This window comes from Ruegeria sp. CE8 (assembly GCF_056537465.1).
The window spans coordinates 169,862-190,417 of record NZ_JBQFRP010000002.1; the positions used below are offsets into that span (position 1 = coordinate 169,862).

The following is a 20,556-nucleotide window of genomic DNA, read 5'->3' on the forward strand; positions in this document are numbered from 1 at the left end:
TCTTGCCGGACAGCCTAATTTGAGGTCAGCGTTATAGCAGCGCGCGCATCAGGCTCAAGCCGGGGACGCAAGCCCAGCAAGGGAGCGATGCGACCGATCAATTCCGCCGCGACAGGAACCGCCGTCCAGCCTGCCGTACGCCGCTTTTCGCCATACGCAACAATGGATGGCTCGTCCAAAGTCACGATCAGGACGTATTTGGGATCATAGGCGGGAAACAGCGTAGCGAACGTCGCAATGACCTTGTCATCATAGTAGCCACCGCGCGGCTTGGGCTTGTCTGCGGTTCCGGTCTTGCCGGCCACCTCATAGCCCTTCACGTCGCCAAAGCTGGCGGTACCATCGGTCACCACACGGCGCAGCATGTTCTGCGCTTGCGTTGCGGCATTTTCCGACATTACGCGGGGCCCGTACTGCGCGCCGTTCTTGCGCAGGATCGTGGGGCTGACGTAATGCCCGCCATTGGCAATCGCCGCGTATCCGGCGGCTAGATGCATCGGGCTGGTCGAAAGGCCGTGACCATAAGAAATCGTAACGGTACTCAGCTCGCCCCAATTCTTGGGCTTCAATGGCTCGCCGCCCTTAGCTTCAACGATCTCGAACGGTGTCGGATCGAACATGCCCAGAGATTGCAGGAAATCCTGCTGCCGCTGCGCGCCAATCTGCAATGCCAGACGGCCAGTGCCTCGGTTCGAACTGTGAACGATCACGTCTGAGACGCTGATCTTGCCATAATTCTTGCCGTTGAACTCACCGATCGGGAAACGGCCGATCTTCATCGGCCCGGACGTGTCGATGATGGTGTTCGAGTTCACCAGCCCCAACTGAACCGCTTGTGCGGCCGTGAAAATCTTGAACACGGAGCCAAGCTCGTAGACACCCTGCACATAGCGGTTGAACAACGGGCTGTCTGAAGGGTCAAAGCCCGAGGTCGGCGGGCGTGGGCGGTCATTTGGATCGAAGGACGGCAGTGACGCCGCTGAAATGACCTCACCTGTATGCGCGTTCATAAGGACAGCCGAAGCGCCCTTGGCGTTCATGATCTTCATGCCACCGTACAGCACCTGCTCGACCGCGGCCTGAATGGTCAGGTCCAACGACAGTTGCAGGGGTTTATTGCCATTGGCGGGGTCACGCAGATAGTCGTCGAACTGCTTTTCAACGCCTGCCACGCCGATAACCTCGGCGGCGCTGACGCCTTCGCGCCCGAAACTCGAGCCACCCAGAATATGCGCAGCCAGACGGCCATTCGGATACAGCCGCATCTCACGCGGACCGAACAGAATGCCGGGATCGCCGATATCATGCACGGCTTGCTTTTGCTCAGGCGAGATGCGCTTTTTGATCCAAAGAAACTTGCGATTTCCGGTGAAGTCCTTGACCAGACGCTCTTTTTCCAAATCGGGGAAGATCGCCACAAGCTGGTCGGCTGCGGCGACCGGGTCAATCATTAGCGGCGGTTGAGCATAAACGGAGTAGGTGTCCAGATTGGTCGCCAGAATGCGCCCCTCGCGGTCGACGATGTTGGCGCGCTGCATGGCAATCGCGGCACCGGGGGCCGAGGCCAGAGGCTCCTGCGCTTCGGACGTGGCCAGCATGCCCATGCGAACGCCGACCACTGAGAAAGCGCAGAAAAAGAACAGACCGAGCACCAGCAAACGACCTTCGGCGCGAGCACGAGCCCGGTCCTTCATGTCTTCGTGGCGTTTGCGGATATTCTCACGCTCAATCGTCTTGGGGTTCTCACCGCGGGCGCGGGCATCAAGGATTCGGGCCAGCGGGCGAAGCGGCGTCCGGGTCATGGGATCTGCACCTCGCCCAGCGCCTGAATATCGGTAATGGCCTGCAACTCAATCGGGTCGACGATCGGCAGATCCGGGTCCTCGGCATAGGCGATCTGGTCGGCGCGGCCGAACTGCTCGGCCCGCAGGGGCAACAGACCCATCCGCTCGAAATTCAGGTCCGCCAGTTCACGCAGCCGATCAGGACGGTTCAGATACGCCCATTCAGCGTTCAACACCGCTAGCCGTACCTGCGCCATGCCAATTTCTCGCTGCAGCTTCTGCGTTTCCTTCACCACTTGCTGAGTGCGGTAGTTTTCCTGATAGGCCCACAGCGCAAGTCCGAACACGGACAGAGCAGTCAACACATACAAAACACTCTTCATTTTGCCCTTCCCCCTAATTGAGGCATCCCAAGTGCGCGGGCATCAATTTCCCCCGCCGGTGCCTCGGTCCGAATTGCGACACGCAGCTTGGCCGAGCGCGCGCGCGGATTCTCTTGCAATTCCTGTTCATCAGGACCCACCGCCTTGCGGGTCTTGAGCGTGAACTGCGGCTGTTCCTGTTCCAGCTCGGGCGCATAACGGTTGGCCCGGCCCGTCTTGCCAGCACGTGACTGAAAGAACCGTTTCACCATCCGGTCCTCAATGGAATGAAACGTCACCACGGCCAGCTGCCCGCCTGGCTTCAGAGCGCGTTCAGCCGCCATAAGGCCCTGATACAGCTCTTCATATTCGGCGTTCACCGCAATCCGTAGGCCCTGAAAGCTGCGCGTTGCGGGGTGCGATTGCCCCGGCTTGGGTCGAGGCAGGCAGGATTCGATGATCTCGGCCAGCCGTAGCGTCGTGGTGATCGGCGCCTCGGTGCGGGCTTTGACAATGGCCTTAGCAATGCGGCGACTGGCCCGCTCTTCGCCAAAGTGAAACAGGATGTCGGCCAGTTGGGCCTCGGTCGCCGAGTTGACCAGATCGGCTGCGCTTTCACCTTCCTGGCTCATGCGCATGTCCAGTGGGCCGTCTTTCATAAAGGAAAACCCGCGTTCAGCCTGATCCAGCTGCATCGACGACACGCCAAGATCCAGAACAACGCCATCCAGGTCCTGCGCATATTCATCCATGCGCGAGAACACACCCGGTTGCATCACCAAACGGTCGCCGTAGCCTCCGGCCCATTCGGCCGCCATTTCAAAAGCCAGCGGATCGCGGTCCACACCAATGACTTTGTCGGCCCCTGCCTCCAGCAGTCCGCGCGTATAGCCACCTGCACCGAACGTGCCGTCCAGCCAGCTCCCCGAAACCGGTGCAACCGCGGCCAACAAAGGCCGCAGCAGAACAGGAACATGGGGTTTGTCGGAAGGGGTTTCAGCGCCGGCCATGCCGTTACGCATCCCCGGTGCCATCAAGGAACTCCAGAGGATCAAAGTCCTCGGGCTGTTCGTCCAGCCACTCCTCAGCAGCGGCCAGTTCTTCGGATTCGTAGGTTTCCGGCTTCCAGATCTGGAACGTGTCACCAGCCGCGATAAAAAACGCCTCGTTCTCGAGGCCGATCTTGCTGCGCAGCTTGGCGGGCAACACGAGACGACCTGTTTCGTCTACCGTGGTCGGGAAAGACTGACCATGGAACATGCGCTGCAGCATCTTCCGCTGCATTGACCCGCGGGGCAGCGCATCGATCTTGGAGTCCACCTCTTCAATCGCCTGCATGGTATAACATTCAAGAAATTTGCGACGATGATCGCCGTACACTATCACAAGCTCGGGACTGTCACCAGATTGCCAGTTCGGGTCCGAGGCCTCCAGCACACGGCGAAACGAGGCCGGGATCGAAACCCTGCCCTTCGTATCCACCTTGTGATGGCTTTCGCCTCTAAACCTGCGCGCCAAGACGACTGTCCCTTTCGCTTGCGCCCCACCCAATTATCTCGCCCCCCGGGATGAAAAACGGCGGGTTGATCTGCTGCCACTGATCAACCCGCCGCATTGACCCGCTGTGCGGGATGTCCAGCTGCGCGCGCCACCTGGGGGGATGTCTGCTCGCCCGCGCGCCGGATCTCTTGATTGATGAAAGCGAGATGCCTGTATGAAACCTGTTTTTGTTGTTTCGGGGTCGTTTGGCGCCCCATGTGCCTCGTCCTCATCGGATGAATAAGGGATGCCATGGGAATTTATGGAAATCAATAGGAATTTTTACGACACACGTGAAGGAATCGCAATCTAACCGAGCTAAAATCAAAAGAAAACCACTTTACCGGCACTATCCATGGACGGATGAAGGTGTAATAACACTAAATATGCCAAAATAGTGGCAACACCCAAACTGTCCCACAAATTCCCAGAAAAAATTCGGCCGGGCGGAAAATTTCGTCAAACGAAGGTTAATCAGCGCGAATTTCCGACGAATCACCCATCATCAACCAAAACAAAAAGGGTGCAACTCCACCCGCTCCCAATCTGCGCCCATGAATTCCCATAACGTCGAAACCGCATGCTGGCCGAAACGTACTCTGCGGAATTGATACATATAGCGCACAAACTTTGGCGAACTCCGCTCAAAAATCGCGCAACCCTCAAAACCTGAAATATCAGGGTGAAACTTGCCGCAAGGGAAGCGATTGCTGAAAGCCTTGTTTTACAGGGGTTTCCAAAACCTGGTCAGCAACCAGTTGATATCTATGCATTTGCTGCATAGCGGCATTGATCACGCGAAGTATTGTGCAATTGCAGCATTTGCCTATTTTCAGTCTCAAGCAAACGCCGGAACACACCGGCACGAACAAACTATCGAGTAAAGCAAATGGCTGTAGCAACACATAACACCGCACTCAAAGGTGCACCGGTAACCGGCCTGGCTTCGTTGATTGAGGCGGCAAAGACTCGGTTCGCGCGTTATCGTATTTACCGCCAGACAGTTAACGAACTGTCTGAGCTGTCGAACCGGGAACTGGCTGATCTGGGGCTTCACCGCTCGATGATCCGTCGCCTGGCCCAGCAAGCGGCTGAAGACCACGTCGCGCGTTAAGCGCACAGAAACAACGAGATCAGGTCCTTCCTCCTCCCTTTAGGACCTGTATTTCAGCGGCGACATCTCTCCTCCTCCCTGATGTCGTCGCACCTTATACCGGCCCTGAACGCCGGAACGTGACACACCGGGTACTCCTCCTCCCTTTCCCGGTGTTGAAAGCGCGCGGCGACGTCTCTCCTCCTCCCTGACGTCGCCGCGTCTTCCTCATACCGGGATCAAACCCGGGTTCGGATACATCAGGGCTCTCCTCCTCCCTGCCTTGGTGTTGAAAAGAACGGCGGTTCCCTCTCCTCCTCCCTGGGAACCGCCGTTTTTCGTTTTTTTGCACAGGGCGTGTAAGCTGGGCGGGTGAACCGACAATCAGGAGCACCCCATGGCCGCGTATTTTATCGCTCAGATTTCCATTCATGATCCGGACGGATATCAGAAGTATCTCGAGGGGTTTTTCCCGATCTTTGATCGGCATGGCGGACGTTTGTTGACCGTTTCATCAAAGCCCGTCGAAGTGATCGAAGGGACTTGGGCTGAGGATGGAATCGTCTTGATGGAATTCCCCGACGTCGCCGCCGCAACTGCGTGGAAAGACGACCCGGACTACATCGAACTTGCTAAGATCCGGCAGAAAACGGCAACGGCCAATTTGGTTCTAGTCGAAGGCCTTTGATCGTCAGAACGGCACATCATCTTTAGATGACAAGAATCTGGAGACGACTTTTTTCGTCCCCGCCTTGTCGAAATCCACCTCGACCTTGTCTCCTTCTATGCCGATCACCGCGCCGTAGCCGAATTTCTGGTGAAACACGCGCTCGCCCAGTGTGAAACTGGCCACCGCCGTCGCGTCGATTACCGTATTCCGGCTTTCGCGCGGTTGAGACATACCATATTGCCCCTGCCGCGCCTGCATCCGCTTCCAACCTGGGGAGTTATAAACATTGGCCTCGGCCGCGCGGGTTTCGATGCTGGCCGCGGGCTGACCCCCGCCATACAGGCCCGGAGGGGTCAGTACCTCAACGTGATCTTCTGGCAGTTCGTCAATAAATCGGGACGGCATGGCGTTCTGCCATTGCCCAAATACGCGCCGATTGGCGGCAAATGAGATCGTACAGACCTCTTCCGCGCGGGTGATGCCCACATAGGCCAGCCGTCGTTCTTCCTCGAGGCCTTTGAGTCCCGATTCGTCCATCGACCTTTGCGATGGGAAAAGCCCATCCTCCCATCCCGGCAGGAACACGGCTGGGAACTCCAACCCTTTGGCCGCATGCAATGTCATGATCGAGACCTTGGCCCCGTCGCTCTCTTGCTCGTTGTCCATCACCAGGCTGACATGCTCCAGAAATCCTTGCAGGTTCTCGAAATTATCCAGCTGGTTAACCAGTTCCTTGAGGTTCTCCAGCCTGCCGGGCGCTTCGGGCGTCTTTTCGTTCTGCCAGTGCGCGGTATAGCCGGATTCGTCCAGAATGATCTGGGCCAACTCAATATGTGAGACTTCGGGTTCACCAAACCGCAACGGCGCAGAGCCATCATCGATCACTGTATCGTCGTCAAATTCGATCCGTGGCCCACGAGTCATCGCATTCCACCGCGCCAACCCATCGATCAGCTCGCGCAGTGCCTTGCCGCCCTTGCCTTTGATCAGTCCGCTATCGACCGCAATCCGCGCGCCATCGACCAGAGACACGCCGTTTTCCCGCGCGGTCATCTGAATCGTCTGTTGCGCCTTGTCGCCGAGGCCGCGTTTCGGGGTGTTCACAATCCGCTCGAATGCCAGATCGTCACCGGGGCTGACCACCAGCCGGAAATAGGCCATGGCATCGCGGATCTCCATCCGCTCATAGAATCGGGGGCCACCGATCACCTTGTAAGGCAGGCCAATGGTCAGGAACCGATCCTCGAACGCGCGCATCTGGTGCGAAGCCCGCACCAGAATCGCGATCTCGTCCAGCCCGATGGGCCGCACACCGCGCGTGCCGCCCTGCATCGCATCGATTTCCTCGCCGATCCAGCGGGCTTCTTCCTCGCCATCCCAATGGCCGATCAGACGGACCTTTTCGCCCTCTTCCGCGTCGGTCCACAGCTCTTTGCCCAAGCGGCTTTCATTGCCGCGGATCACATTCGACGCAGCAGCCAGAATATGTGGAGTCGAGCGGTAATTCTGCTCCAGCCGCACCACATACGCTCCGGGAAAGTCCTTTTCGAACCGAAGGATATTGCCCACTTCGGCCCCGCGCCAGCCATAGATCGACTGGTCGTCATCCCCCACACAACAGATGTTCTTGTGCGCCCCGGCCAGCAGTCGCAGCCACAGGTATTGGGCGACGTTGGTATCCTGATATTCGTCCACCAGAATATAGCGGAGCCAGCGTTGGTATTGCTCCAGAACGTCCTGATGGGTCTGGAAAATCGTGACCATGTGCAGCAGCAGGTCACCGAAATCCACCGCGTTCAGTTCGCGCAGGCGGGTCTGGTACTGGGCATAAAGCTCAATACCCTTGTTGTTGTAGGCCCCGGCATCCGCCGCAGGCACCTTATCGGGCGTCAGCGCGCGGTTTTTCCAATCATCGATGATCCCCGCCAGCATCCGCGCGGGCCACCGCTTGTCGTCGATATTGGCGGCCTGGATCAACTGCTTGAGCAAACGCAGCTGATCATCCGTATCCAGAATGGTGAAATTCGATTTAATACCGGCCAGCTCTGCGTGCCGTCGCAGCAGCTTTACGCAGATCGAGTGGAAGGTACCCAACCAAGGCATACCTTCAGCCGGTTGACTCAACAATCGACCCACGCGCTCTTTCATCTCGCGCGCGGCTTTATTGGTAAAGGTTACCGACAGAATCTCATTTGGGCGGGCGCGTCCGGTGCTTAACAAATGCGCGATGCGCGCCGTCAGGGCCTTGGTCTTGCCGGTTCCTGCCCCCGCCAACATCAGGACAGGGCCATCCAGCCGCTCAACCGCGTCGCGCTGCGCCGGGTTCAGTTCGTCCAGATAGGGCGTAGAACGCGCAGCCATGGCGCGCGCGGACAGGGATGCGCCCTCGAAGGCGTCCATTTCGTCGAAACTGCTCATCCGCCCAAACTACGCCGGATAAGCGCTGAGGGAAAGAGTTTGTTCACGCCTTGTTCACATAGATTTACATGAGTGATTGCAGCCAATTCTAATTATTGCGCCCCGCGTTGACGCAACCACATTAACCAGCTGTAAAACTCTGACGTCAATGATCGCTTCACTGCTGTGGGAGCGTGAAGATATGAAGAAAGCAAGGCCGGGGGCCGTACATCATCGGCTGAAATGGATCGGAATCAGCATGTTGCTGATTACTCTGGCCATCGGATGCGGCTGGGGGATATACAAATTGCCTGCGCCGCTGGTCGACAGAATGTTAAAGATCGACATTCTGAAACAGGCCGAGTTGTGGAAGCGAAGGGTCGTTTTGCATCTGGATGACCCCGCACACGCACTGGAAACCGGTTTGATCGACGCACATGATGCTGAGTTTCTGAACTCGATGCCCGAAGCATCGGACGTCTATCGCTTTAAACTGTTCGACACCAATGGACGTGTCACCTGGTCGACTCGCCCGGAAGAAATCGGCAGCGTCGAATCCCGTGACTTCTTTCGCAGCGACGTCGCCAGAGGAATGGTCCACTACATTCAGGAAGTTGTTCCCCTGTCAGAGATCGATGGCCTGGATCTGCATACCGGCAACATACAGAATGCGATGCAGCATCACGTGGCCGAGATTTTCATGCCGGTCACCAAGAACGGGCGTTTTATAGGTGCCATCGAATTCTTCACGGATTTCTCCGACCTGCGCACCACGTTTGTTTCGCGGCTTAGAATTTCACTGGCAATTCTGAGCGGCATCGCCCTGCTCGCACTGGGCGCTGTATCGTTTGCGGCATACCGGACCAACCGCTTTCAGGTGCGTGCGTTGCACAAGCAGTCCGCGAAAGAGCGCGAGTTGATGGATGAACAGCTGCGTCTGGCTCGTGAAGTGCGACTGCTCGGTGAGTTGAACGAATGGCTGCAGTCCAGCCGCTCATTGGATGAGCTGTTCGACATGGTCTCGCGCTTTATGACGCATATCCTGCCCGAAGCTGAGGGCAGCGTATATGTATACTCGAACTCGCGCGATGTGCTGGATGGGTGTGCCAGTTGGAACGGCGGGTCCCACAAGGCACACATCCACCCCGAGGGGTGCTGGGGCCTGCGGCGCGGTCGGACCTATGAATTCGGCGCATCCGAGATCGACTTTGTCTGTGAACACGCAGAGCCGCATGACGGTCGGCCTTATTTCTGCTTTCCCATTCTCGCGCATGGCGAAACGGTTGGCCTGCTGCATTTGCGGGCGATTGAAGGGACAGACGAAGCGTTTCACGCAAGCAAAAAACTGGCCCAACTCTGCGCCGAACAGATCAGCATGGCGATTGCAAATGTGCGGATGCGCGATCAATTGCACGACCAATCCGTCCGAGATCCCCTGACCGGGCTGTTCAATCGCCGCCATATGATAGAAACGCTGCGGAAATCCATCGGCCGCAGCCAGCAGACCGGTGCGCCACTGAGCCTGATTGCCGTAGACGTGGATCATTTCAAAAAGTTCAATGACACGCACGGTCATGACGCCGGCGACATGGTGCTGCGCGCAGTCGGCGCCGCTCTGGAACAGGGCTGCGACCGGGACGAGGTTGCCTGCCGCATCGGCGGCGAAGAATTCATGCTGATCCTGCCGGACAACACCTCGGAGGACGCAATTACCCGGGCTGAAAGCCTGCGGCAGGCGGTTGAGGCCGTGTCGGTTCGCTATGGCGAAAAATCCCTTCCCCGCATCACGATCTCGGTGGGAGTATCCCACTACCCGGCGCATGGAACCATGCCGCAAGACCTGATGCGCGCGGCGGATGATGCGCTGTACGCAGCCAAGGACAAAGGGCGCAACCAAGTTCGGGTTGCTGGCAGCGACACGGCTCCGGTGACTGAGCTGAAACTGCCGGTCAAATCGGTCGGTGGGCCGTCAACGACTTAAAATCCTTGCCGAATCGCGCTTCAGGTCTGATCAATCCTTATGGATCTTCACAGCCGCTATCCCGGCATTGCCGACCTGAAACGCCGCGCCAAGCGCCGGATACCCCATTTTGTCTGGGAATACCTGGACAGCGGAACCGGGGTTGAGGCAACGCTGCATCGTAATCGCAAAGGTTTGGATCGCGTCGGCTTCATGCCCTCGATCCTGCACGGACCGATGGAGTTTAACACCTCAACCGAGTTTCTGGGCCAGACTTACCCGCTGCCTTTCGGTATTGCTCCGATCGGCATGGCTGGCTTGATCTGGCCCGACGCAGAAGGGCATCTGGCCCGCGCGGCGGCCAAAGCCGGGTTGCCCTTTGCGCTGTCAAACGTCGCCAGCCAAAGCCCCGAGGACGTTGCGCCTCATCTTGGCGAAAACGCCTGGTTTCAGCTGTATCCCCCCAAAGACCCGGACATTCGCAAAGACCTTTTGAATCGGGTCCGGGACGCAGGTTTTACGACACTTGTCATGACAGCGGACGTCCCGGTTGCGTCTCGGCGCGAACGCCAAACGCGCTCGGGCCTGACCAATCCGCCGAAACTGACCCCGCGGCTGTTGGCTCAGATCGCGCGACGGCCTGCGTGGGCGATAGGAATGGCACGCAGCGGCCCGCCGCGGATGAGGACGCTGGACAAGTACACGGACAACTCCAGCAATTTGCCCCCGACAGCGCATGTCGGTTACCTGCTGCGTACATCGCCTGACATGGACTATGTGCACTGGTTGCGCGACGCATGGGACGGCCCGCTGGTGGTCAAAGGCGTATTGTGCCCCGAAGATGCCACGCCACTGCAAAAAGCCGGGGTCGATGCCATCTGGGTTTCGAATCACGGCGGGCGTCAGTTCGACGGCGCTCCTGCCAGCATCGAAGCCCTGCCGGCCATTCGCGCGGCCACCGACCTGCCTCTGATTTTCGATAGCGGGATCGAGGGAGGCCTGGATATCCTGCGCGCCAGGGCTCTTGGGGCCGATTTTGTGATGCTGGGGCGGGGTTTTATGTACGGATTGGGCGCACTGGGCCCTCAGGGTCCTGCCCATGTGATCGATATTTTGCAGCAGGATTTGCTGGCGAATATGGGCCAATTGGGGGCTGAGACGTTGAATCACTTGCCCCCCATCACACCGCTTGTTGATGCCGCAGTGCAGCGTTAAAAGACAAATAGCGTTACCAGAAGGCGTTTGCGAGCGTTAACATGCCGGTTCTACCCAGAACGACTGATATACGTGCGCGTATTGTCCGCCTATCAACACGGCCAAACAAGTAGGACCGGGACCCAACATGACCGACTTCAAAAAGATCCTGATAGCCAATCGCGGCGAGATCGCCATTCGCGTGATGCGCGCGGCCAACGAGATGGGCAAACACACAGTTGCCGTCTTTGCCGAGGAAGACAAACTCGGTCTGCACCGGTTCAAGGCGGATGAAGCCTATCGCATTGGCGAGGGGATGGGGCCGGTTGCGGCGTATCTGTCGATTGACGAGATCATTCGCGTTGCCAAGGAATGTGGCGCGGATGCCATCCACCCTGGATATGGCCTGCTGTCGGAAAATCCGGACTTTGTGGACGCCTGCGTTCAGAACGGCATCACCTTCATTGGCCCCAAGGCTGAAACCATGCGCGCACTTGGCGATAAGGCCAGCGCGCGGCGCGTGGCCATCGCGGCCGGAGTGCCGGTGATCCCCGCAACCGAGGTGCTGGGCGACGACATGGACGCGATCCGGGCTGAGGCCAAAGAGATCGGCTATCCTCTGATGCTCAAGGCCTCATGGGGCGGCGGCGGACGCGGTATGCGCCCGATCCACTCGGAAGACGAGTTGGAAGAAAAAGTTCTGGAAGGCCGCCGCGAGGCTGAAGCCGCTTTCGGCAACGGCGAGGGCTATCTGGAAAAGATGATCATCCGTGCTCGCCACGTTGAGGTTCAAATCCTCGGCGACAAGCACGGTGAGATTTATCACCTCTACGAACGCGACTGCTCGGTCCAGCGCCGGAACCAGAAGGTCGTGGAACGCGCCCCTGCCCCGTATCTGTCCGAAGAACAGCGTGCCGAGATTTGTGAGCTGGGCCGCAAGATTTGCGCCCATGTGAACTATGAATGTGCAGGCACCGTCGAATTTCTGATGGATATGGAGACGGGCAAGTTCTACTTCATCGAAGTGAACCCGCGCGTGCAGGTGGAACACACTGTCACCGAAGAAGTCACCGGCATCGACATCGTTCAGGCGCAAATTCTGATTGCCGAGGGCAAGACCCTTGCCGAAGCCACCGGTGCCGCCAGCCAAGCGGATGTGCATCTGACCGGCCACGCGTTGCAGACCCGGATCACCACCGAGGACCCGCAGAACAACTTTATCCCTGACTACGGCCGTATCACCGCCTATCGTTCGGCCACCGGAATGGGCATTCGTCTGGACGGCGGCACAGCCTATGCGGGCGGGGTGATCACGCGTTATTATGACTCGCTGCTGACCAAGGTGACCGCCAAGGCTCCGACTCCTCAGGCCGCCATCGCGCGGATGGACCGCGCCCTGCGCGAGTTCCGCATTCGCGGCGTCAGCACCAATATCGACTTTGTTATCAACCTGCTGAAGCACCCGACCTTCCTATCGAACGAATACACAACCAAATTCATCGACACGACGCCGGACCTGTTCGCCTTCAAACGCCGCCGCGACCGGGGCACCAAGGTCCTGACCTATATCGCCGACATCACGGTGAACGGGCACCCCGAGACCAAGGACCGCCCGGAACCGCGCGCCGATCTGAAAGAGGCCAAGGCACCCACACCAAAGGCCGAGCCGCGGATGGGTACCCGCAACCTGCTGGAGCAAAAAGGCCCGCAAGCCGTCGCCGACTGGATGAAGGCGCAGCGTCAGTTGCTGATCACCGACACCACCATGCGGGATGGCCACCAGTCGCTGCTGGCGACCCGGATGCGGTCTATCGACATGATCAAGGTGGCGCCGACCTATGCGGCCAACCTGCCGCAGTTGTTCTCGGTCGAATGCTGGGGTGGCGCGACCTTCGACGTGGCTTACCGCTTTTTGCAGGAATGCCCGTGGCAGCGTCTGCGCGACCTGCGCGAAGCGATGCCGAACCTGATGACCCAGATGCTGCTGCGCGGTGCAAACGGGGTTGGCTATACCAACTATCCCGACAACGTGGTGCAAGAGTTTGTTCGTCAGGCGTCGAAAAACATCGACGTATTCCGCGTATTCGACTCGCTGAACTGGGTCGAGAACATGCGCGTGGCGATGGATGCGGTCGTCGAGAATGGCAAAATCTGTGAGGGCACCGTCTGTTATACCGGTGACATTCTGGACCCGGATCGCGCCAAGTACGACCTGAAATACTATGTCGGCATGGCCAAGGAACTGCGTGATGCAGGTGCGCATGTTCTGGGCCTGAAGGATATGGCAGGCCTGCTGAAACCGGCATCGGCCAAGATTCTGATCCGCGCGCTGAAAGAAGAGGTCGGCCTGCCGATCCACTTCCACACCCACGACACAGCCGGTATCGCCAGCGCCACCATTCTGGCCGCGTCCGAGGCGGGCGTGGACGCGGTGGATTGCGCGATGGACAGCTTCTCGGGCAACACCTCACAAGCAACGCTGGGCACTGTGGTCGAAGCGCTGCGCCATACCGAACGTGACACCGGTCTGGACATCAAGGCGATCCGCGAGATCAGCGATTACTTCGAGGCGGTGCGCGGCCAGTACGCGGCCTTCGAATCCAGCCTTCAGGCCCCGGCGTCCGAGGTCTATCTGCACGAGATGCCCGGCGGTCAGTTCACCAACCTCAAGGCGCAGGCACGCTCGCTGGGGCTGGAAGAACGCTGGCACGAAGTGGCGCAGATGTATGCCGACGTGAACCAGATGTTCGGTGACATCGTGAAGGTGACACCGTCGTCCAAGGTTGTCGGTGACATGGCGCTGATGATGGTCAGCCAGAACATGACCCGCGAGCAGGTCGAAGATCCGACTACGGATGTGGCCTTCCCCGACTCGGTCGTGGATATGATGCGCGGTAATCTGGGTCAGCCTCCGGGCGGGTTCCCCGACACGATCATCAAAAAGGTGCTGAAGGACGAGACCCCCAACACCGATCGTCCGGGCAAGGACGTGCCACCGGTTGATCTTGAAGCAACGCGCGCCGACCTGTCCAAACAGCTTGAAGGCAAAGAGATCGATGATGAGGATCTGAACGGCTACCTCATGTATCCGAAGGTTTTCCTGGATTACATGGGCCGTCACCGGACTTATGGCCCGGTGCGCACCCTGCCCACGCGGACTTTCTTCTATGGCATGGAACCCGGCGAAGAGATCACCGCCGAGATCGATCCGGGCAAGACGCTGGAAATCCGCTGTCAGGCCATCGGTGAGACCGACGAGAACGGCGAAGTTCGCGTGTTCTTCGAACTCAACGGCCAGCCCCGCGTCATCCGCGTTCCGAACCGTCTGGTGACCTCGACCACACAGGCCCGCCCAAAGGCCGAGGCAGGCAACGCCAACCACATCGGCGCACCCATGCCGGGTGTAGTGGCCACGGTTGCGGTGTCGGCCGGACAGGAGGTCAAGGAAGGTGATCTGCTGCTGACCATCGAAGCGATGAAGATGGAAACCGGCATCCACGCCGAGCGTGACGCGACGGTCAAAGCCATCCACGTCCAGCCCGGCGGCCAGATTGACGCAAAGGACCTACTGGTCGAACTGGAATAAACGACCTAACCTTCTAGGGTTACAAGGGCCGCTCGGGCAACCGGGCGGCCTGTTTTTTTGGACCTGAGAGGAGCAGACCATGCTGTCCATCACCCCAGTCTATGCCGCATTGCTGGCACTTCTATACGTCGCGCTGAGTGTGCGGGTCATCATGCAGCGCCGCAGCGACAAGATTTCTTACGGCGATGGCGGCAATACCGACATGCTCAAGGTGATGCGGACGCATTCCAACTTTGCCGAATACGCGCCGTTCGCACTGTTACTGATCGCGATGGTCGAACTTCAGGGCGCGGCGGCCTGGCTGGTCAATCTGCTGGGGCTGGGTATTCTGGCCGGGCGCGTGCTGCACGCCTACGGATTTGGCCGCAAACCGCAGATCGTCATCCTACGCCAGATCGGCATGTCCCTGACTTTTGCCGTCCTCATCATTGCCGCGATCGCAAGCCTTTTGCTGGCGCTGTGAACCGGTTGGCGGGGCTCAACCCACCAGAACCCGCGTTTCGATTCGGGGGGCATCCGTGAAAAACGATTCAGCCTCCCCCACCCTGTCTTTGTCTTTTCCGGGTAACGCGGTTGCCAGCAAAATCATCACGGCCAGTGCCACCAGCTTCAAGTCCGTAAAACATGTCATTTATTCACCTCCACCGTTCTTATTCTTGGTTGCTCTGGTTCCTGAACGGTTAAGGGGCACGTTTCCGTCGCAAATAATTTTCCTCTTTTTTGTTTTTTCCGCTTGCAGCCCTGCGTGGGAATTTATACATCCCTCCTCACTCAACGGCGCGGGCGTAGCTCAGGGGTAGAGCATAACCTTGCCAAGGTTAGGGTCGGGCGTTCGAATCGCCTCGCCCGCTCCATTGAGAGGTCGCAAGACCGAAACATATGTATCTGATGCGGGCGTAGCTCAGGGGTAGAGCATAACCTTGCCAAGGTTAGGGTCGGGCGTTCGAATCGCCTCGCCCGCTCCAGATACCAAGCTCTCCAAACCTACTGGTTCTTTCGGTGTTGTTGCGGCATCCTCGGGTTGCACGCAATCACTAGGAGACGCGCCCATGCCGGAATACGTAATTCGCTCTTTAACAGCGGATGAGGTCCAGACGGCCGTCGACTGGGCAGGTCAGGAAGGCTGGAACCCCGGCCTGCATGACGCTGTTTGTTTCCGCAGCTCTGACCCCGAGGGCTTTAAGGGCGGGTTTCTGGATGGCCGGATGATCGCGTCGGCCTCGGCCGTGAATTACGACGATAACTATGCGTTCTTAGGCTTTTATATCGTGCATCCCGACTACCGCGGATCGGGCTACGGGCTTCAGGTGGCCGAGGCGGTCAAGGCGCATTGCGAAGACCGAAACATGGGCATGGACGGCGTTGTCGAGCAGCAGGACAACTATCGCAAGTTCGGATTCGAACTTGCTTATGACAACTACCGTTTCTCAGGCACGGTCGGCGGGATCCTGGACCAGTTGGGCCGGTCGCCACACAGCCAGATCACGCCCCTCGGCGCCCTGACGGATGAGCTGAGAGCTTATGACCGTGGTCTGTTCCCTGCCCCCCGCGATACGTTCCTGCATGCCTGGCTGGACGCGCCCAATCACCACTCTCGGATTTTCAAACAAGATGAGCAAATCAAAGGCTATGCAACGCTGCGTCGGTGTTTGGCCGGGTACAAGGTCGGACCATTGTTCGCGGACACGCCCGAGATCGCGCAGGCCCTTTTGGTGTCGCTGTTGACGACCCTTCCCGACGACCAGATGGATGCAGAGGTCTTTATCGACATGCCCAACCCCAACACGCAAGCTATGGCTATGGCGCAACAGTTGGGATTGACCAAAGTATTCGAAACCGGGCGTATGTATTCCAGCCACGCGCCGGACATCGACTTGGATCGCATCTATGGCATTACGACATTTGAGTTGGGATGACTTTCTATCCCTTGGACTGATTTCTAATGATCAGAGACTTTTGAGACATGGCGGGAGCCAACCAAAAACGATTGCTGCTTGAGATGTTTGAGAATCTCCCCGGCCTGACCTTCATGATTCTTCTTCGCACGACCGCTGACTTGCGGCTGGCAGGATGGCTTGGAACGGTCCTGGCCGCGATGGTCTGCGTCGCCTATGCACCAAAGTCTCTGCGACCTCAGCCAATCCTGCTTGGCATCAACATCTTCATGGTCGTGGTCACGCCTCTGATTGAATGTCTGGTTTACGCAGGCCACGGCAGTATCGCGTCAGTACTGATCGGGAACATTCCCACGCTTGTCTTAATAAGTGTGTTCACAACGGGCCTAGTTTTCACCGTGTTCACAAAGAATGGATTTTTGAACTATCCGACCGACAGCCAAAGGGAAAAATGCAAGCATTCTGCCGTTCTGCTGGGCATTTGCGTCCTCGGTGCGGTTTAGTCGCAATTGGCCGGAGACAACTACCTTGTCTCACTTGGCGCACCCTTGATGGTGCTATTCGGATTGCACCAGTTGCTCCGTGCGGGAGCAACTGATCGACCAACGCGCAACGGCGCGATTCTGGCGTGCGCTTCGCCGCAAAGCTCCGCGCCTGATGCCTCTGTCTAACTCAGAACGCTTTGAAGGTCATGGTGGTCAAGGACCGCTCTATATTCGGAATCACCAGCAGATTTTCGTTGATGAAATGGCCGACATCGTCGGTCTCGGGGATGTAGAGCTTGAGCAGCAGGTCATATTCACCGCTGGTCGAGTAAAGTTCCGAGTGGATCTCGCGCAGCGCGATATCTTCAGCGACCTTATAAGTGGTGCCGGGTTTGCAGCGGATCTGGATAAAAACGCAGGTGGACATGATTTGGACCTGTTGATTGAGTTTCCGGCAGGCTGGCATGGCACGACACCGGGCGCAATCCCCTGCAACAGATTGCAGCTATTGCGACGGTTGGTCTGGATATGCCGGACAATCCCCGTCTATAAGCGCGCCTGTAGCAAAAGGAATTCGCCCATGCGCAGCGCAAAGATCAGCCGTCAAACCGCCGAGACCGAGATCTCGGTCGAGGTCAATCTGGACGGCTCTGGCCAGTATGACAATCAGACCGGCGTTGGCTTCTTTGACCACATGCTGGATCAGCTTGCGCGCCATTCGCTGATCGACATGACGATCCGCGCCAAGGGCGATTACCACATCGACGACCACCACACGGTCGAGGACACCGGCATCGCGCTGGGTCAGGCATTGACGCAGGCCCTGGGCGACAAAAAGGGCATCCGTCGCTATGGCGAGTGCCACCTGCCCATGGATGACGCTCAGGTGCGTTGCGCGCTGGACTTGTCGGGCCGTCCGTTCCTGATCTGGAACGTTGACCTGCCGACCCCCAAGATCGGCACCTTCGACACAGAACTGGTGCGCGAGTTCTTTCAGGCGCTCAGCACTCATGGGGGCATCACGCTGCACATCGACCAATTGCACGGGTTCAACAGCCACCACATTGCCGAGGCCGCTTTCAAGGCGGTCGCCCGCGCTTTGCGTCTGGCGATCGAAACCGACCCGCGCAAGGCCGATGCGATCCCGTCCACGAAGGGCGCACTATAAATGCTGACGGCTATTATCGACTACGAAAGCGGCAACCTGCACTCGGCCGAAAAGGCGTTTCAACGCATGGCGCGTGAGGTGAATGCGGGTAAGGTTGTTGTAACCTCGGACGCGGACGTCGTTGCGCGTGCGGATCGGCTGGTGCTGCCCGGTGACGGCGCTTTTCCCGCCTGTGCGGCCGAGTTGCGTGGTCACAAAGGCATTTACGACGCGATGGTCGAAGCAGTCGAGCAAAAGGGCCGCCCCTTTCTGGGCATCTGCGTGGGCATGCAGCTGATGGCCACGAAGGGTCATGAGTACACCGAGACCGATGGTCTGGGCTGGGTTGCAGGCGATGTGGTGCGGATCGAACCATTAGACAACGCGCTGAAAGTGCCCCATATGGGCTGGAACGATCTGGTTCTGGAAAGCGACCACCCGGTCTTTACCGGCGTGCAATCAGGCGACCACGCCTATTTCGTGCACTCATACCATTTCCGGGTCAGCGACCCGTCGCAACGGCTGGCTTATGTGGATTATGGACAGGAGGTCACGGCCGTGATTGGCCGCGACACGATGGTTGGAATGCAGTTTCACCCTGAAAAGAGTCAGGATGTGGGGCTGCGCATGATCGGAAATTTCCTGACCTGGACCCCGTGACGGTTTACTGAACGCGAGTCCAGGTCTGCCCGCGGCAAATAATCCCACCAGCGACACAGCCTTTGACGGTCAGTGTGTTCTGATTGTCCAGAGACATTTTCGAGCTGTAGGTCTTGTCGCGGTCCGGTGCCCAGATCTTGCCGTCATCGTAGCTGCCGCCGCCATCCGGAACCATGTCCCAGATAATCTGTTTGCCAAGATTCTCGTAATTCAGCTGCTGATTGCCCTGCCCATCAAAGGCCGAGTCGATCGTGCCGCAAATGGCGCTGCCGCAGGGCGCTATCGAGACGTGCAGATAGCCGCCGGTGTCGCCCGGCTCTGTCTTCCACAGGCCATCAACCGGGTCGGCAACCGCTGCGCTGGCTGCCATGGCTGCAAACGCCGTTGCAAGTGTGAGTTTCTTCATGATCTCCTCCCTGTTTTGCCCTCACTCTGGCCCGGTGGTCGGCCTCGGGCAAGATTGACTTTGCGTCGCGTTGCATCCCCTGCCTTGCTTGTGCGATATCCCGCGCGAACAGTTTTGATATAGGGCCGCCTGACATGATCCTCTACCCCGCCATCGACCTCAAAGACGGCCAGGCCGTGCGCCTGCTGCGCGGTGAAATGGACAAGGCCACCGTTTTCAACGAGGACCCGGCCGCGCAGGCGCGGGCCTTTGTCGAGGCAGGGTGCGAGTGGCTGCACTTGGTTGACCTGAACGGCGCGTTCGCGGGCGAGCCGGTCAACGCAGCTCCGGTCGAGGCCATCCTGAAGGAGTGCAATGTGCCCGCACAGCTCGGCGGCGGCATTCGTGACATGGCCACGATAGAAACATGGATCACCAAAGGCCTTGCGCGTGTGATCTTGGGCACCGTAGCAGTCGAGAATCCTGATCTTGTGCGTGAAGCGGCCAAGGCGTTTCCGGGCAAGGTGGCCGTCGGCATCGACGCGCGTAATGGCATGGTTGCTACAAAAGGCTGGGCTGAAGAAACGGACGTTCAGGTCACGGACCTGGCCCGCAGCTTTGAAGACGCGGGTGTTGCGGCCATCATCTACACTGATATCAACCGCGACGGGGCGATGCAGGGTCCGAATATCGAAGCCACTGCAGCTTTGGCGCGTGCGGTTTCAATTCCTGTCGTTGCGTCGGGCGGTGTCAGCTCATTGGACGACTTGATCGCACTGCGTGATTGCGGCGTCGAACTGAACGGTGCGATTTCAGGACGCGCACTGTATGATGGCGCGCTTGATCTGGCAGAAGCTCTGAAAGCTCTGAACAAGTAAGGCTGTGCGCCTGCGGCGTTCCCGCAGGCGCAAGCATTTGGATTATTGCGCTGCGACCGAGGTCAGTTTAGCCAACGCGCCACGCATCTTTTCGATGACAGGCGATTTCTCGACCTCGTCTAGCTCGTCCATCGTTTCCTTGGGGTCTTCATAGGCCAACCAGACCTGCCCGATTTCATCTTCGTATGCCTGTACCTTTAGCGGCAGGAACAGCCCCGCACGCGGATCGATCTGCATTGCGGGCGTTCCCAGCGCGGGGTTGCCAAAGATCAGAACCTGGTTAGCAGGAATGGTCAGCCCGACTTTTTCCGCACCCGCTGCGTGATCAACCCGAGCGAAGACTGTCGCGCCCGCATTGCCAACGGCAGCTTCCAAAGCGTCCATCGCCTCTTGCACTGACTTATCCGTGTTTACCTTAATGATGTCGTCGGCCATGGCAGACAGCGCCCCTCCGAAAGTCAGAATTGTTGCCAGTATCAGTTTTTGCATATCGGATTTCCTTCTGTAATTTTCACCCTCAT

The 20,556-nt window shown here is 58.4% G+C and carries 20 protein-coding genes and 2 tRNA genes; 13 read left to right on the forward strand and 9 right to left on the reverse strand.

What is annotated here, in order from left to right:
- Positions 1–14: 14 nt before the first annotated feature.
- Genes ACR0AA_RS03745 through mraZ form a run of 4 tightly spaced genes read right to left on the reverse strand, consistent with a single transcriptional unit; the run spans position 15 to position 3,664 of the window.
- Positions 15–1,802 (reverse strand): peptidoglycan D,D-transpeptidase FtsI family protein, encoded by a 1,788-nt coding sequence (locus tag ACR0AA_RS03745; protein WP_480662576.1) that lies wholly within the window; start codon positions 1,800–1,802, stop codon positions 15–17.
- Positions 1,799–2,167, reverse strand: coding sequence for a cell division protein FtsL (gene ftsL, locus ACR0AA_RS03750; protein WP_480662574.1), 369 nt, complete (start codon positions 2,165–2,167; stop codon positions 1,799–1,801). The genes ACR0AA_RS03745 and ftsL overlap by 4 nt, the downstream gene beginning before the upstream one ends.
- Entirely contained in the window at positions 2,164–3,156 is a 993-nt protein-coding gene (gene rsmH, locus ACR0AA_RS03755) for a 16S rRNA (cytosine(1402)-N(4))-methyltransferase RsmH (RefSeq protein ID WP_480755622.1), read from the reverse strand. The genes ftsL and rsmH overlap by 4 nt, the downstream gene beginning before the upstream one ends.
- A gap of 4 nt (positions 3,157–3,160) precedes the next feature.
- Positions 3,161–3,664 (reverse strand): division/cell wall cluster transcriptional repressor MraZ, encoded by a 504-nt coding sequence (gene mraZ, locus ACR0AA_RS03760; RefSeq protein WP_480662572.1) that lies wholly within the window; start codon positions 3,662–3,664, stop codon positions 3,161–3,163.
- A gap of 910 nt (positions 3,665–4,574) precedes the next feature.
- On the opposite strand from mraZ, the gene ACR0AA_RS03765 reads away from it, so the two are divergent.
- Both ACR0AA_RS03765 and ACR0AA_RS03770 read left to right on the forward strand, forming a co-directional pair.
- On the forward strand, positions 4,575–4,799 hold the full coding sequence (locus ACR0AA_RS03765; protein WP_239337111.1) for a DUF1127 domain-containing protein: 225 nt from the start codon (positions 4,575–4,577) through the stop codon (positions 4,797–4,799).
- Positions 4,800–5,175: 376 nt separating this feature from the next.
- Complete coding sequence (locus ACR0AA_RS03770; RefSeq protein WP_480662570.1) at positions 5,176–5,466, forward strand: DUF1330 domain-containing protein; 291 nt, start codon at positions 5,176–5,178, stop codon at positions 5,464–5,466.
- A 3-nt stretch (positions 5,467–5,469) separates the two neighbouring features.
- Here ACR0AA_RS03770 and ACR0AA_RS03775 read toward each other — a convergent pair whose 3' ends face one another.
- On the reverse strand, positions 5,470–7,866 hold the full coding sequence (locus ACR0AA_RS03775) for an ATP-dependent helicase (RefSeq protein ID WP_480755470.1): 2,397 nt from the start codon (positions 7,864–7,866) through the stop codon (positions 5,470–5,472).
- A gap of 181 nt (positions 7,867–8,047) precedes the next feature.
- On the opposite strand from ACR0AA_RS03775, the gene ACR0AA_RS03780 reads away from it, so the two are divergent.
- The 4 genes from ACR0AA_RS03780 (at position 8,048) to ACR0AA_RS03795 (ending at position 15,048) form a co-directional block, all read left to right on the forward strand.
- Positions 8,048–9,826 carry a sensor domain-containing diguanylate cyclase gene (locus tag ACR0AA_RS03780; RefSeq protein ID WP_480662566.1) on the forward strand — a complete coding sequence of 593 codons (1,779 nt, stop codon included), beginning with the start codon at positions 8,048–8,050 and terminating at the stop codon, positions 9,824–9,826.
- 39 nt (positions 9,827–9,865) lie between these two features.
- Positions 9,866–11,020, forward strand: a complete 1,155-nt coding sequence (locus tag ACR0AA_RS03785) for an alpha-hydroxy acid oxidase (protein ID WP_480662564.1) — start codon at positions 9,866–9,868, stop codon at positions 11,018–11,020.
- A 127-nt stretch (positions 11,021–11,147) separates the two neighbouring features.
- Positions 11,148–14,585: a pyruvate carboxylase gene (locus tag ACR0AA_RS03790; protein WP_480662562.1), complete on the forward strand. Its 3,438-nt coding sequence runs from the start codon at positions 11,148–11,150 to the stop codon at positions 14,583–14,585.
- 79 nt (positions 14,586–14,664) lie between these two features.
- A complete protein-coding gene (locus ACR0AA_RS03795) occupies positions 14,665–15,048 on the forward strand; it encodes an MAPEG family protein (protein ID WP_480755471.1) in 384 nt (127 codons plus the stop codon).
- 15 nt (positions 15,049–15,063) lie between these two features.
- On the opposite strand, the gene ACR0AA_RS03800 is transcribed toward ACR0AA_RS03795, so the two are convergent.
- Positions 15,064–15,216, reverse strand: coding sequence for a hypothetical protein (locus ACR0AA_RS03800; protein WP_480662558.1), 153 nt, complete (start codon positions 15,214–15,216; stop codon positions 15,064–15,066).
- Between the two features lie 148 nt (positions 15,217–15,364).
- Here ACR0AA_RS03800 and ACR0AA_RS03805 point away from each other — a divergent pair.
- The 4 genes from ACR0AA_RS03805 to ACR0AA_RS03820 all read left to right on the forward strand — a co-directional run bounded on the left by ACR0AA_RS03805 (position 15,365) and on the right by ACR0AA_RS03820 (position 16,983).
- Positions 15,365–15,439 (forward strand) — tRNA-Gly (locus tag ACR0AA_RS03805).
- A gap of 36 nt (positions 15,440–15,475) precedes the next feature.
- Positions 15,476–15,550 (forward strand) — tRNA-Gly (locus tag ACR0AA_RS03810).
- Positions 15,551–15,634: 84 nt separating this feature from the next.
- Entirely contained in the window at positions 15,635–16,501 is an 867-nt protein-coding gene (locus ACR0AA_RS03815) for a GNAT family N-acetyltransferase (RefSeq protein WP_480755472.1), read from the forward strand.
- 47 nt (positions 16,502–16,548) lie between these two features.
- On the forward strand, positions 16,549–16,983 hold the full coding sequence (locus ACR0AA_RS03820; protein ID WP_480755473.1) for a hypothetical protein: 435 nt from the start codon (positions 16,549–16,551) through the stop codon (positions 16,981–16,983).
- Positions 16,984–17,152: 169 nt separating this feature from the next.
- On the opposite strand, the gene ACR0AA_RS03825 is transcribed toward ACR0AA_RS03820, so the two are convergent.
- A complete protein-coding gene (locus ACR0AA_RS03825; protein ID WP_155147317.1) occupies positions 17,153–17,392 on the reverse strand; it encodes an Lrp/AsnC family transcriptional regulator in 240 nt (79 codons plus the stop codon).
- A gap of 153 nt (positions 17,393–17,545) precedes the next feature.
- On the opposite strand from ACR0AA_RS03825, the gene hisB reads away from it, so the two are divergent.
- A complete protein-coding gene (gene hisB / locus ACR0AA_RS03830; RefSeq protein ID WP_480662554.1) occupies positions 17,546–18,133 on the forward strand; it encodes an imidazoleglycerol-phosphate dehydratase HisB in 588 nt (195 codons plus the stop codon).
- On the forward strand, positions 18,134–18,772 hold the full coding sequence (gene hisH / locus ACR0AA_RS03835; protein WP_480662553.1) for an imidazole glycerol phosphate synthase subunit HisH: 639 nt from the start codon (positions 18,134–18,136) through the stop codon (positions 18,770–18,772).
- Between the two features lie 4 nt (positions 18,773–18,776).
- Here the strand turns inward: hisH and ACR0AA_RS03840 are convergent, their stop codons facing one another.
- Entirely contained in the window at positions 18,777–19,178 is a 402-nt protein-coding gene (locus tag ACR0AA_RS03840; RefSeq protein ID WP_480662551.1) for a DUF2147 domain-containing protein, read from the reverse strand.
- Positions 19,179–19,312: 134 nt separating this feature from the next.
- Here ACR0AA_RS03840 and hisA point away from each other — a divergent pair, with 134 nt between their 5' ends.
- A complete protein-coding gene (gene hisA / locus ACR0AA_RS03845; protein ID WP_480662549.1) occupies positions 19,313–20,035 on the forward strand; it encodes a 1-(5-phosphoribosyl)-5-[(5-phosphoribosylamino)methylideneamino]imidazole-4-carboxamide isomerase in 723 nt (240 codons plus the stop codon).
- A gap of 42 nt (positions 20,036–20,077) precedes the next feature.
- Here the strand turns inward: hisA and ACR0AA_RS03850 are convergent, their stop codons facing one another.
- Positions 20,078–20,524: a DUF302 domain-containing protein gene (locus tag ACR0AA_RS03850; RefSeq protein ID WP_480755474.1), complete on the reverse strand. Its 447-nt coding sequence runs from the start codon at positions 20,522–20,524 to the stop codon at positions 20,078–20,080.
- Between the last annotated feature and the right edge of the window lie 32 nt (positions 20,525–20,556).

Coding starts and splice junctions, on each gene's coding strand:
- ACR0AA_RS03745 (WP_480662576.1), bottom strand. CDS start 1,802: ATGACCCGGACGCCGCTTCGCCCGCTGGCCCGAATCCTTGATGCCCGC.
- ftsL (WP_480662574.1), bottom strand. CDS start 2,167: ATGAAGAGTGTTTTGTATGTGTTGACTGCTCTGTCCGTGTTCGGACTT.
- rsmH (WP_480755622.1), bottom strand. CDS start 3,156: ATGGCCGGCGCTGAAACCCCTTCCGACAAACCCCATGTTCCTGTTCTG.
- ACR0AA_RS03765 (WP_239337111.1), top strand. CDS start 4,575: ATGGCTGTAGCAACACATAACACCGCACTCAAAGGTGCACCGGTAACC.
- ACR0AA_RS03770 (WP_480662570.1), top strand. CDS start 5,176: ATGGCCGCGTATTTTATCGCTCAGATTTCCATTCATGATCCGGACGGA.
- ACR0AA_RS03775 (WP_480755470.1), bottom strand. CDS start 7,866: ATGAGCAGTTTCGACGAAATGGACGCCTTCGAGGGCGCATCCCTGTCC.
- ACR0AA_RS03780 (WP_480662566.1), top strand. CDS start 8,048: ATGAAGAAAGCAAGGCCGGGGGCCGTACATCATCGGCTGAAATGGATC.
- ACR0AA_RS03785 (WP_480662564.1), top strand. CDS start 9,866: ATGGATCTTCACAGCCGCTATCCCGGCATTGCCGACCTGAAACGCCGC.
- ACR0AA_RS03790 (WP_480662562.1), top strand. CDS start 11,148: ATGACCGACTTCAAAAAGATCCTGATAGCCAATCGCGGCGAGATCGCC.
- ACR0AA_RS03795 (WP_480755471.1), top strand. CDS start 14,665: ATGCTGTCCATCACCCCAGTCTATGCCGCATTGCTGGCACTTCTATAC.
- ACR0AA_RS03800 (WP_480662558.1), bottom strand. CDS start 15,216: ATGACATGTTTTACGGACTTGAAGCTGGTGGCACTGGCCGTGATGATT.
- ACR0AA_RS03815 (WP_480755472.1), top strand. CDS start 15,635: ATGCCGGAATACGTAATTCGCTCTTTAACAGCGGATGAGGTCCAGACG.
- ACR0AA_RS03820 (WP_480755473.1), top strand. CDS start 16,549: ATGGCGGGAGCCAACCAAAAACGATTGCTGCTTGAGATGTTTGAGAAT.
- ACR0AA_RS03825 (WP_155147317.1), bottom strand. CDS start 17,392: ATGTCCACCTGCGTTTTTATCCAGATCCGCTGCAAACCCGGCACCACT.
- hisB (WP_480662554.1), top strand. CDS start 17,546: ATGCGCAGCGCAAAGATCAGCCGTCAAACCGCCGAGACCGAGATCTCG.
- hisH (WP_480662553.1), top strand. CDS start 18,134: ATGCTGACGGCTATTATCGACTACGAAAGCGGCAACCTGCACTCGGCC.
- ACR0AA_RS03840 (WP_480662551.1), bottom strand. CDS start 19,178: ATGAAGAAACTCACACTTGCAACGGCGTTTGCAGCCATGGCAGCCAGC.
- hisA (WP_480662549.1), top strand. CDS start 19,313: ATGATCCTCTACCCCGCCATCGACCTCAAAGACGGCCAGGCCGTGCGC.
- ACR0AA_RS03850 (WP_480755474.1), bottom strand. CDS start 20,524: ATGCAAAAACTGATACTGGCAACAATTCTGACTTTCGGAGGGGCGCTG.